General features: G+C 38.3%; 11 protein-coding genes. 10 read left to right on the forward strand and 1 reads right to left on the reverse strand.

All coding sequences use genetic code 11. The features are described 5' to 3' along the window. The first annotated feature begins 8 nt into the window (after positions 1-8). The 10 genes from FCN74_RS10955 to FCN74_RS11000 all read left to right on the forward strand — a co-directional run bounded on the left by FCN74_RS10955 (position 9) and on the right by FCN74_RS11000 (position 10,813). The gene (locus FCN74_RS10955) at positions 9-3,002 is read left to right on the forward strand and encodes a TonB-dependent receptor (protein ID WP_138932636.1); all 2,994 of its coding nucleotides are present in this window, start codon (positions 9-11) and stop codon (positions 3,000-3,002) included. A 122-nt stretch (positions 3,003-3,124) separates the two neighbouring features. Then, entirely contained in the window at positions 3,125-4,333 is a 1,209-nt protein-coding gene (locus FCN74_RS10960; RefSeq protein ID WP_246062616.1) for an ABC transporter substrate-binding protein, read from the forward strand. Continuing rightward, positions 4,330-5,193 carry an ABC transporter permease subunit gene (locus tag FCN74_RS10965; RefSeq protein ID WP_138932638.1) on the forward strand — a complete coding sequence of 288 codons (864 nt, stop codon included), beginning with the start codon at positions 4,330-4,332 and terminating at the stop codon, positions 5,191-5,193. Before FCN74_RS10960 ends, FCN74_RS10965 begins: the two co-directional genes overlap by 4 nt. After that, positions 5,190-5,951: an ABC transporter permease gene (locus tag FCN74_RS10970; protein ID WP_138932639.1), complete on the forward strand. Its 762-nt coding sequence runs from the start codon at positions 5,190-5,192 to the stop codon at positions 5,949-5,951. The genes FCN74_RS10965 and FCN74_RS10970 overlap by 4 nt, the downstream gene beginning before the upstream one ends. Continuing rightward, positions 5,948-6,688 (forward strand): ABC transporter ATP-binding protein, encoded by a 741-nt coding sequence (locus FCN74_RS10975; protein WP_138932640.1) that lies wholly within the window; start codon positions 5,948-5,950, stop codon positions 6,686-6,688. The genes FCN74_RS10970 and FCN74_RS10975 overlap by 4 nt, the downstream gene beginning before the upstream one ends. Beyond that, positions 6,678-7,640, forward strand: coding sequence for a radical SAM protein (locus FCN74_RS10980; RefSeq protein WP_138932641.1), 963 nt, complete (start codon positions 6,678-6,680; stop codon positions 7,638-7,640). The genes FCN74_RS10975 and FCN74_RS10980 overlap by 11 nt, the downstream gene beginning before the upstream one ends. Next, positions 7,624-8,121, forward strand: a complete 498-nt coding sequence (locus FCN74_RS10985) for a rhodanese-like domain-containing protein (RefSeq protein ID WP_138932642.1) — start codon at positions 7,624-7,626, stop codon at positions 8,119-8,121. Before FCN74_RS10980 ends, FCN74_RS10985 begins: the two co-directional genes overlap by 17 nt. A gap of 117 nt (positions 8,122-8,238) precedes the next feature. Then, positions 8,239-8,841: a TIGR04282 family arsenosugar biosynthesis glycosyltransferase gene (locus FCN74_RS10990; RefSeq protein WP_138932643.1), complete on the forward strand. Its 603-nt coding sequence runs from the start codon at positions 8,239-8,241 to the stop codon at positions 8,839-8,841. After that, positions 8,835-9,647, forward strand: a complete 813-nt coding sequence (locus FCN74_RS10995) for a purine-nucleoside phosphorylase (RefSeq protein ID WP_138932644.1) — start codon at positions 8,835-8,837, stop codon at positions 9,645-9,647. The genes FCN74_RS10990 and FCN74_RS10995 overlap by 7 nt, the downstream gene beginning before the upstream one ends. A 113-nt stretch (positions 9,648-9,760) precedes the next feature. Beyond that, positions 9,761-10,813: an NAD(P)-dependent alcohol dehydrogenase gene (locus tag FCN74_RS11000; protein ID WP_138932645.1), complete on the forward strand. Its 1,053-nt coding sequence runs from the start codon at positions 9,761-9,763 to the stop codon at positions 10,811-10,813. Between the two features lie 76 nt (positions 10,814-10,889). Here FCN74_RS11000 and FCN74_RS11005 read toward each other — a convergent pair. After that, a partial coding sequence (locus tag FCN74_RS11005; protein ID WP_246062617.1) for a T9SS type B sorting domain-containing protein occupies positions 10,890-11,738 on the reverse strand: 849 nt, incomplete at its 5' end.

Genomic DNA, 11,738 nt, shown 5'->3' on the forward strand with positions numbered 1-11,738 from the left:
AAAAAAATATGACTAAATTTTTAAGCCTGTGCTGTATCCTATTGACTTGGGTAGGTATAGCACAACAAGACATCAATGTCACCGTGATTGATCTTAAAACCAATCAAAGTGTTTCAAATATTGATATCACATTACAAAACGAAAATCAAGGTATAAATATCACAAAAACTACAAACGAAAAAGGGCAAGTGGTGTTTAAAAATATTTTGCCTTTAAATGGGTATCAAATCATTTTTGAAGGCAACACAACATACGCCCAACAGCAATCTGAACAAATTGATATTCGTTCTAATGAAAACATCAATTTACCATTTTACTTAGTCTCCAAAGAGTTTGCTGAACAATCTTTAGACGAAGTCTTGATTACCCAACAAAAAACCAGTCGCATTAATCGCAGAGACGCTGAAGTATCTTTTGAATTAGAAGCTCGAGAAATTGAAGAAATACCTGTTGAAGGTCGAGATATTACGCGGGTGTTGTTTAGAATTCCCAATGTAACTCAAGCCACGGGCTTTTTCCCTGAAGCACCAAATGTAAGTATCAACGGCGCTAACTCGCTTTTCACGTCCTATTTGATTGACGGTTTAGACAATAACGAACGTTTTCTCGGTGGACAACGTTTTGCGATTCCAACGGGTTTTGTGAAAGACATCACGGTCTTGACCAGTAATTTTTCAGCGGAATACGGCTTGACCAATAATGGAGTTATTGACATCACCACCAAATCGGGTGGAAATGAACATCACGGCGAAGTCTTTTTTGTTACCCGACCCGGCCCGGAAATTGATGGCCAAACGGATTTTGCCCAACGCGATTTGTCCGGCAATTTGGTTCAAGATGGTTTTGCACGTTACCAATCCGGATTTGCAGTTGGTGGCCCGATTGTAAAAGACAAAACCTTTTATTTTATCAATTTTGAGCACACTACAGACCAAAAAGATAACCTTTTAAATTCGCCGGATTTAGGCGTTGTAGAAACAGTTGAAGGCACCAATACATTCAATTATTTTTCAGCTAAAATCGACCAGATTTGGCAGGAAAATTTTAGAAGTTCGTTAAGGGCTAATGTTGGCGTAATTGATATAGAAAGACAAGGTGGCGGCCTTGAAGGTGGCGTTACCTTTCCATCGGCTGGAAATGCACAAGAACGTAACAGTATTAATCTGGCTTTAAAAAATGCATATAATATTGGTAATATGAGTTTTGAAACCAATCTGCTTTATGGGCGTTTTCGTTGGAATTACGCCGATCCCGATAACGGCGCTTCACCACAAGTTACCCTAAGAAACCCCGCAGACCATCCCATTGCGATTGTGGGTCATCCTGGATTTGTGTTTGATGAAATTGAAAATACGCTGCAGTTTCAACAAAAATTTAAGTGGTATTTAAACAATCACACCATCAAAGCAGGGTTTAACTACATCAGCGGTGACCACGAATTGTTTGGTGGAGGCAATCCTAATGGAAATTACATTGTGAGGTTAACTGAAGACCAACTTAATACGCTCAACAATCAAAATATTGGTGGCGCCTTAAATGTCGATGATATTCCTTTAGATGCTGAAGTGTTGAATTATGGGGTTGAGTTAAGGCCTTCATCGTTTGGCACCACGCAAAACATCACCTCGTTTTATGTTGAAGATTTATGGGAAATCAACGATAAACTCAAAGCTACCATCGGCTTAAGATACGATTACGACAATTTATCTAAAGGCGGCGGCAGTGATGGCGATACCGACAATATCGCACCAAGACTTAACTTCAATTACAAGCTCACTGAAAATTCTGTCATTCGTGGTGGTTATGCCATTGCCTATGATAAAATCAATTATGCCATCTACAGCGATGCTTTGCAACAAAATAATAATTCTGATGACTATAAACTGCAAATTCAGGAGTTGATTGACCAAGGTTTACTGCCAGAAAACACCAATATTGACCGTGTAACTTTTAATGGCAACCTGACGGCTAATTTTAGTAATGCCAACTTTTTAGAAGGCCCAACACCGGCAGATTTAGCTGGAAGCGAGCAAAATGTATTTTCTAACGAACGACGAATTTTAAACCCCAACGGTTACGACAATCCGTATTCACATCAATTTACGTTAGGTTACCAAGTGCAATTGGAGAATGACAAATTGTTTTTTGTAGATGTTATGCACAATCTGGGGCGAAATTTGTTCCGTTTGAGAAATCTCAATGCTCCGGAACCATTTCCTATTGATAGTAATTTTTCACCAGATGACGTGAGAAGCATAGAAGAAGCCGATGCGACTCGCCCAATCCCTATCGTAAATGGTGTAGGAATTATCGATGGACAAGAGGTGGAAGGTGTAGCGAGAAATGTAGTGATTACTGAAACCGAAGGAGAATCAGAATATTGGGCAGCGAGTTTTAATTTGCAAAAAGCACGCGGTCAAAACAACTATTCGTATCGCATTAATTATACCTTGTCATCGCTAAAAAATGATACGGAGGACATCAACTTTAGAGCGATGGATGCTAACAATTTTGAGGCCGAATGGGGACCGTCTATCAATGACCGGACGCACAATATCAATGGGATTTTTAATTATTATCCGTTTGAGGGCACAACGATTACTTTGGCTGCACTTTTACAAAGCGGACAGCCCATCAACAGAATTCCGGATGGTGAAGTGTTTGGCACAACCGACTTGAATGGTGATGGCTCAGGCTTTGGCGATGCTTATGTGGGCAACAGTGACCGCTCACCCGGTGAATCTAGAAACAACGACCGTTTGCCTTGGAATAACACTTTTGATGTGGGCGTGCAACATCAATTTAAGTTGGGAAATAACCACCGCTTGGAGTTTCGTGCGGATATTTTTAATGTGTTAAATGCAGAAAATTTAAGTGGTTTTTTTAACAATGCCACACAAAGTAATCAAATTCAGGCTGGACCTGCGTCCTCGGGACGTTTTGTGCAGCGAAATGCAGGACCGCCAAGACAGTTTCAGTTTGGGGTGAGGTATTTGTTTTGAGCTATTGAAAGTCTCTCGCAAAGACGCAAAGGCGCAAAAGATTGTTTAAATTATCAATGCTGAGATTCTCATTTAGTTAACATATTAAGCACATCGCAAAAACAATCAATAAAATAAACATGATGCATAAACCCATTATAACCATAATTCTAATCTGTTTTTTAGGCTGTAAAACCGATAAAAATCATGAGAAAAACGTGGATTTATCCGATTGGTCTGTTGTGGATGCGAAAGGCCAAAACCAAAGCATGAATATGATGATGTGGAAAGGTGATCCAAAAATCAATGCTTATATGAATGACTTTGTTTTACCCAAGGTTAAATCTCAATATGGGATTGATGTCAATATCGTCAGTGGACAAGGCAATATGATTGTGCAAAGCTTGATGACCGAATTGCAAGCCAACAAAAGCGAAAGCGAAATTGATTTGGTGTGGATAAATGGCGAAACGTTTTACCAACTGCGTCAAATTGATGCGCTCTACGGCCCATGGACGTCGGTATTGCCAAATACTAAATATATCAATTTTGATAATCCGTTTATTGGCAAAGACTTTCAACAGGATATTGACGGCTATGAGTTGCCTTGGGGCAATGTGCAAATGACTTGGATCTACGATTCTGCTAAGGTTAAAAATCCGCCACAAAACAAAGCCGAGTTGCTGGATTTTGCCAAAGCCCATCCGGGTCAATTCACCTTTGACAATCATTTTACGGGTTTGACTTTTTTAAAAAGTTTGTTGATCAGTTTTGCCGAAAACCCCAAAGAGCTCTATGGCGATTTTGATGAAGCCACTTATCAAAAATACAGCCAACAAATTTGGAATTATATCAACCAATTGAAACCTTATTTATGGCAGGAAGGTGAAGCATTTCCGGAAAATGTCCCTCAAATGCATCAGCTGTTTGCTTCCGGTGAAATTTGGTTTAGCATGAGTAATAACGACAGTGAAGTGGATAATAAAATTAATGAAGGGCTTTTCCAAAATACCGCTCGCGCTTACGTGCCAGATTTTGGCAGTATTCAAAACAGTCATTATTTGGGCATTCCAAAATTGTCTCAGCATAAAGCTACAGCTATGTTGGTGGCCAATTTTATGATTTCAGCCCAAGCCCAAGCGCATAAATCAAAACCTGAGGTTTGGGGTGATGGCAGTATTTTGGACATTGAAAATTTACCTGAAAATCAAAAACAACATTTTCAATATATTGCTAAGCGCCGATATGCACCACTGCGCAGTGAGCTTGATCAAAACGCCTTAATGGAACTCCATCCTGAATATATGATTCGTTTGGCTGAAGATTTTAGAACCAAAATTATAAATCCGTGAAGTTGAAGGTTTACCCTGTTTTAATCAAGTTGTTGTTTGGGCTACTCATTGTTTTGCCTTTGGTCGCCGGGTTGAGCTATGCCTTAAGTTATAGTTTGGGTTTATCCGGCTTGTTATCCAAAGGCTTTACTTTAGACTATTGGCAAAAAGCCCTAACGTCTCAAAATTTATGGGTAAGTTTTTTATATAGTCTCAGCATTGGGCTTGTCAGTGTTGTGACCAGTTTGTGTATTGCGGTGAGTATGGCCTTAAGTTGGAATAAAAGCATACAACAAGGCCGATTGAGTTATTTTATATTTTTGCCCTTATGTTTTCCGGCAACGGTAATGGCGTTTTTGGTTTTACAATGGCTTTCGCCTTCAGGCTGGTTTTCTCGAATCGCTTTTGAATTGGGCTTTATCTGTAGTTTAAACGATTTTCCAAATGTAGTAAGAGATTTTTATGGTGTAGGCATCATCTTTTGCAGTGTGCTCCTCATCACACCGTTTTTTACCATTTTGATGTCTAATATTTATAGAAATGAAAACCTTTTAGAATTAGAAAAATTATCCAAAACCCTTGGTGCTTCAAGCAGAAAAACCTTGAGATGTGTCACGCTTCCAATTTTATTTAAAAAATCTAAAATGACCTTATTATTGTTTGTCATTTTTGTGATGAGTTCTTATGAAGTGCCGTTGATTTTAGGGCGACAATACCCACAAATGGTTTCCGTCGCAATTGTGCAAAAAATCCAAAAATTTAATTTAAACGATATCCCTTTAGGGTTTGCGATGAGCGTGCTGTATGTGCTCTTAGTGATTTTGGTTTTAGTGTTGTTTGGCAAGCCAAGCCGTAAATATTTAAAACCCAATATTAAATGATAAGCAAAGTCTTAAAATATAGTTTTGTTTTAGCCGTGGTATTTCCAATTGTATTTCTATTGGGCTTGTCTTTAGCGCAACAATGGCAATTTCCAGAAATATTGCCTCAAGAATGGACGTTTCAACATTGGGGTAACAGCTTGTTTAAACAAGGTGATATTTTAGAAAGTTTATTCTTATCTCTCGGTTTGTCATTGACACTGGCAAGTTTAGTTAGTGTATTAGCGTTTTTTATGTCTAAATACATTGCCTACAGTAAGTATAGACAGCAGTATATGCGCTTAACGCTTGTGCCTTATATTTTATCGCCTGTGGTCTTGGCGGTGACTTTTCAATATTATTTTACGGTTGCGAATTTATCCGGAAATTTTATCGGCGTTTTGATAGCACAACTTTTTTTTGCGTTGCCTTTTGGCATTGTCATTTTTAATAACTTTTGGAATGCACATTTAAAGTCTATCGAGCAACTCTCATTTACCTTAGGCGCAAGCGCATGGCAAAGCTTGTTAAAAGTTATTTTGCCTTTATCCAAACCTGCAATTGTATTGTGTTTTTTTCAATCTTTTTTGGTGTCATGGTTTGAATACGGTCTCACCCAGTTTATCGGGTTGGGTAAAGTTAAAACCCTCACCGTGATGGTGTTTAATTTTATCAACGAAGCAAATGTGTTTTATGCAGCTTTAGCTTGCGTTATGCTTATCTTACCACCAATTCTTTTGTTGTATTTGAATAAAAGAATTCTAATTTTAGCCCGATGAGTCAAGCCTTTCTCCGCATACACCAACTTGATAAACAATTTGGTCAAGACCAGATTTTAAAAGGAATTAATCTTGAGTTAACCAAAGGCCAAACCTTAAGTTTAATCGGTGCTTCGGGCAGTGGTAAAACCACTTTACTCAAAATTGTAGCCGGTCTTGAAAGTGCTGATCAGGGTAAAATCTACCTCAGAGAAAACCGAATTGATGTACTCGCTCCACAACAACGGAAAATTATTTACTTATATCAGGATGCTTTATTATTTCCACACTTATCAGCGTTTGACAATATCGCTTTTGGATTGAAGTTGCAAAAGGCAAAACATATTCCAGCTCAAGTCAATGCCATGCTCGAAAAACTCGGTATGCAAGACCAAGGCCACAAAATGCCTGATCAACTCTCAGGTGGCCAAAAACAACGTATCGCTTTTGGTAGAGCCTTGGTGATAAAACCACAATTGCTATTGCTTGACGAACCTTTTGGCGCTTTAGACCCTGAAATTCGTTCCCATATGCAAAAACTTTTCAAAAACCTGGTGTCGTCTCAAAACCTAACCGCTATTTTTGTGACACACGATTTAAAAGAGGCCATTATTATTGGCGACAATATTGCTAAAATTGAGCAAGGAAACTTGATACAATACGACTCTAAAAGTGCTTTTTATCAAGACGAGAAAAGTGGCGTAGAAGACGAAATTTTATTTTGGAAACACTTGAAAAACGAAACAAATGAAGACTGATTTTGACCATATAGAATCCCTGTATTGGGTGTTTACACAGCTCTGCAACGACGACTGCGACCATTGCTACAACGACTCGAGTCCGTTTGGAGCTCGTATTTCAAAAGACGATTGTTTTAAAATCATCGATAATATGCCTAACAAAATCGATAGGCTGATTTTAAGCGGTGGCGAACCTATGGCCGATATCAAACTCTTGCATGCTATCTTAGATAAAATACGGGATAAATATCAAGGTCAAACCCAAATTATGCTACAGACCAACGGCGATTTATTGAACACCAAAAAACTTCAAGCGCTCATCGACAAAGGCGTTACTCGTTTTGACATTGCCAGCATAGACCGCTATCACAAACACGCCGGCAATCGCTTGATGGAACTGGCAGAGATTTTTGAAAGTTGTGGTGTCAACGGAGAAGATAAAGACCCCTTGGTGGACAGCGAAAATTATTTAACAGACAAAGATTTGAGTTGGGGCTATTGGGGTGCCAACGAAGAGATGTGGATTGGCGGCAATTGGGCACGTGGTAAGGCCTTAAAAAATGATATTCATTATAAAAATCCCGATCATAATTTCTGCACGATTTTGTCTGGTGCACGAAATTTTTTAGGGGGTTACGATGATATTCCCAACGAAATCAGCATCCAACTATGGCGTATTAATCCGTGTTGCCCCGGCACGCACTTTCCCATGGGTGATGCGCGACAGGAAAAGGTAGCAGACGTGCTACAACGAGCGTCACAAAACATTGTATTTAAAGCTTTAAATGATGGTGACCCCTTAAAAATGGGCAAAGCACTTGGAGTAAGCGAAGATGAAGCCAAAGCCAAAAACGATGAACTGGGCAATATTTGTTTGTATTGTGACCAATTTATGAAATGCCATAAAGATGAAATATTCGATAAAAATGGTGTAAAAAAAACTATTAATCAAGATGCGATATCCAATTAAATTATTTTTAAGTTTAAGTTTTTTCAGCTTTTTGGGATTTTCTCAAAACTCTATTGACGAAGCTATAGAAAAGTTCAACACCGGCAGTATTAATTATATTTCTGTTGAAGCTTTAAAAGACAAACTCGATGCTGGACAAGATTTGATTTTGCTTGACACCCGAGCCAAAAAAGAATTCCGAGTCAGTCATCTCAAAAATGCCATTTGGGTAGGCTACGACAATTTTGATATAAAGAAAGTCAAGCAGCTTGACAAAAACACTGAAATAGTCGTATATTGTTCAATTGGTGTGCGTTCTGAACAAATTGGTGAGCAACTCAAAGCGATGGGATTTAAAAATATCAATAATTTATATGGTGGTATTTTTGAATGGAGTAATCAGGGTTATCCGGTTTATCAAAAAGGAAATCAAACCCAAAAAGTCCATGCCTACGATAAATTTTGGGGGAAGTTTTTAGAGCGTGGTCAAAAGATATTTTGAATAAAAATATTAGAGTCTTATTTTCTTTTGTTTCTTAGCGTCTTGGTGGCTTTTCGTGAAATAATAAAATCAAATGTAATCTTGGCGCCTTTGCGTCTTAGCGCGAAATTATAAAATATGAAAAACTGTTTAATCATCTTTACGAGGAAACCTGAAAAAGGCAAAGTTAAAACCCGACTAGCTCAAGAAATTGGCGATGAAAAGGCTTTAGAAGTTTATAAATTTTTGCTGCAACATACAGCCAAAGTCACCTCAAAAGTAAATGCAACAAAACAGGTTTATTATACAAATGAGATTTTAAAAAACGATGTCTGGGATGATGAGATTTTTGATAAAAAGGTTCAAATTGAAGGTGGCTTAGGTCAGAAAATGCGATACGCTTTTGAACAAACTTTTCAAGATGGGTTTAAAAAAGTGATTATCATTGGTTCAGACTTATACGACATTGACCACAATTTGATAAATGAAGCTTTTTCTAAACTTGACAAGAATGATGTGGTTATTGGCCCGGCTACAGATGGTGGGTATTATTTAATGGGACTTAAACAGATTTATCCGAAAATATTTCAACACAAACCCTGGGGAACCAATCAAGTTTTAAAACTAACTTTACAAGATTTAAACTCAAAATCTATAGCTTTGTTAGCGCCAAAAAATGACATTGATTATGTAGAGGATTTAGACGATTTTCCTGTTTTAAAAACACTAATAAAATTATGAAATACCTTAAGGAAACCACACACTACCTTCAAGAAAAAGGTTTCAAGAATCCTGAAATTGGAATCATACTAGGCACAGGTTTAGGTCAACTTTTAGAACAGGTTGACATCATTCACGAAGTGAGTTATAACCACATCCCGCATTTTCCAACAGCAACTGTCGAATTTCATAAAGGCAAACTCATCTATGGTAAGATTGAAGGCAAAACCGCCGTGATCATGCAAGGACGATTTCACCTGTACGAAGGCTACGATTTGTTAGACGTTACTTTTCCCGTAAGAATTATGAAACGTTTGGGCGTTAAAAAATTACTGGTTTCGAACGCAGCAGGTGCTATCAATCTCAATTTTAAAAAAGGTGATTTGATGCTGATTGATGATCATATCAATTTACTTGGTGGATCGCCATTAGCCTATAAAGGCGTTTCTAAACTTGGTAATATTTTTGTAGATATGAGTTGCCCGTATGATAAAAGTATGAGTGATAGTTTAATTGAAATAGCCAATAAACAAAACATTAATTTACATCAAGGTGTTTACGCTTCTGTTTTAGGGCCACAACTCGAAACCCGAGCTGAATACCGCTACTTAAAAACCATTGGTGCCGATGCCGTTGGAATGAGCACAGTTCCAGAAGTCATTGTCGCCAATCATCTACAATTACCAGTAGTCGCTGTTTCAGTATTAACTGACGAATGCGATCCCGATAACCTAGAACCGGTTAATGTAGAAGATATTTTAGCCACAGCACAACAGGCTGAACCCAAAATGGTAAAGTTGTTTTGTGAATTATTGAAACAAATTTGATAATAACTTACTAAGCTAGAGATTTAAGCTTTAGTTAAAGCTAATTAAAATCAAATTTCAAAACGAATTGTTTTATAGCTTTGATACTTTAATCTATAATTTAATAATAAAATATGTCAAAAACTAAAGTCAAAGCTTATGGCGCGAAAGCATCTGATGCAGCTTTGGAAGAATTACAAATTAAAAGACGAGACCTTGAACCAAACGATGTCAAGATAAGAATTGATTATTGTGGTGTTTGCCACAGTGATATTCACACTGTGAGAAACGATTGGGGCGGCAGTCAATATCCGGTTATTCCTGGGCACGAAATTATCGGAACGGTGGAAGCAATAGGTGGTGAAGTTTCTGGCTTTAAAGTTGGACAAACCGTTGGAGTTGGTTGCATGGTTGATTCTTGTCGTAAATGTCCATCATGCCGAGAAGACCTTGAACAATATTGTGAAGAAGGTTTAGTGGGCACCTATAACGGAAAAGATGAGCACCTTGGAGGTCATACTTATGGCGGTTATTCTCAGCAAATTGTTGTTGATGAACATTTTGTATTGAATATTCCCGAAAATTTAGATTTAAAAGCAACCGCACCGTTATTATGCGCTGGCATCACAACCTGGTCACCTTTAAGTCATTGGAAAATAAAAGAAGGAGACAAAGTTGGTGTGATTGGTCTAGGAGGCTTAGGACATATGGGGATTAAATTTGCCAACGCACTTGGCGCTCATGTCGTGATGATTACCCGCTCAGAAGACAAAGCCCAAGATGCTAAAGATTTAGGTGCTCACGACGTTTTAATTTCTACAGATGATAAACAAATGAAGGAACATGCCAATAGCTTTGACTTCTTACTTAATACCATCCCTGTAAAACACGACATGAATCCCTATCTCGGCTTGCTCAAACGGGATAAGACCATGGTACTTGTCGGTGCAATAGAACCTTTAGAACCTTTACACGGTGCATCACTTGTTCTGTCAAGAAAACGCGTCGCTGGCTCGTTGATTGGAGGCATTAAAGAAACACAAGAAATGTTAGATTTTTGTGGTAAACACAATATCACCTGTGATGTTGAAATGATCGATATGCAAAAAATAAATGAAGCTTATGAAAGAGTCACGAGTTCAGACGTTAAATATAGATTTGTTATCGATATGGATAGCTTAAATTAAATATTGAAGGTTCTAAAAAACTTAAAAACCAGCTTAAAGAAGCTGGTTTTTTTATGGGTTTATGTTTTTATGTGTTCTACCGTTTCAACGTAAAATGTGATTTAAAAGTACTTGGATTCCCGGTTGTGGGTTCTATAAACTCCACCCTGAACCAGTAATCCTGTGATGGCATCTTACTCCCGTTAAAGGTACCGTCCCAACCTTCGCCTGTCGGACTGAGTTGTTTCAGTAATTTACCATAACGGTCAAAGATATAAATTTTTGCGTTAGGTTGATTGGATAATCCCGTGATATTCCAAGTTTCATTGACCCCATCTTGATTGGGCGTGAAAAATGGTGGGAAGTCTATCATTGTAAATTCAACTGCTGTCACTCCACAGCCGGCATCGTCTCTTCCTCTTATAATATGTGTCCCCGGTAAAACATTACTGAAAACCAAAGTGGTTTGCCCCGGTGCTAAACTCTCCCAAGGACCATTATCCAATTGAAACTCAAAATTGCCTTGCCCTTCTATATTACTGACCTCAACAACATGTGTCTCACTAAAGGATGGCGTCAGCACTGTAACCTCAAAAGTCGGTAGGTTGCTCTCTATAATCTCTGCACTACTCATAGCTTGACAACCTGTATTAATATTGGTCACTGTTACTGTATAACTCCCGGGCTGTGTGGCATCAATACTCGGGCTGGTCGCTGGTAATACTGTGCCATTAAAAACCCACTCAAATGTAAAGTTATTGCTGTCTAAACCTGTATCGATAATCGGTGGTGAGTCTGCGGTGTTTATGACATTACCTGCTTCATCTATACACACAATCGCACCATCAAATCCGCTGATGTCTACATTGGGTAAGGGGTTGACGATCACATCAAAACTGACAAAACTACTCGACTCACACAAGGTCTGGGTATTCACGACCTCGGC

This window comes from Mesohalobacter halotolerans, from assembly GCF_006120725.1.
Classification (GTDB): Bacteria; Bacteroidota; Bacteroidia; order Flavobacteriales; family Flavobacteriaceae; genus Psychroflexus; species Psychroflexus halotolerans.

Coding starts and splice junctions, on each gene's coding strand:
- FCN74_RS10975 (WP_138932640.1), top strand. CDS start 5,948: ATGAGTCAAGCCTTTCTCCGCATACACCAACTTGATAAACAATTTGGT.
- FCN74_RS10980 (WP_138932641.1), top strand. CDS start 6,678: ATGAAGACTGATTTTGACCATATAGAATCCCTGTATTGGGTGTTTACA.
- FCN74_RS10990 (WP_138932643.1), top strand. CDS start 8,239: ATGAAAAACTGTTTAATCATCTTTACGAGGAAACCTGAAAAAGGCAAA.
- FCN74_RS11000 (WP_138932645.1), top strand. CDS start 9,761: ATGTCAAAAACTAAAGTCAAAGCTTATGGCGCGAAAGCATCTGATGCA.
- FCN74_RS10985 (WP_138932642.1), top strand. CDS start 7,624: ATGCGATATCCAATTAAATTATTTTTAAGTTTAAGTTTTTTCAGCTTT.
- FCN74_RS10955 (WP_138932636.1), top strand. CDS start 9: ATGACTAAATTTTTAAGCCTGTGCTGTATCCTATTGACTTGGGTAGGT.
- FCN74_RS10970 (WP_138932639.1), top strand. CDS start 5,190: ATGATAAGCAAAGTCTTAAAATATAGTTTTGTTTTAGCCGTGGTATTT.
- FCN74_RS10960 (WP_246062616.1), top strand. CDS start 3,125: ATGCATAAACCCATTATAACCATAATTCTAATCTGTTTTTTAGGCTGT.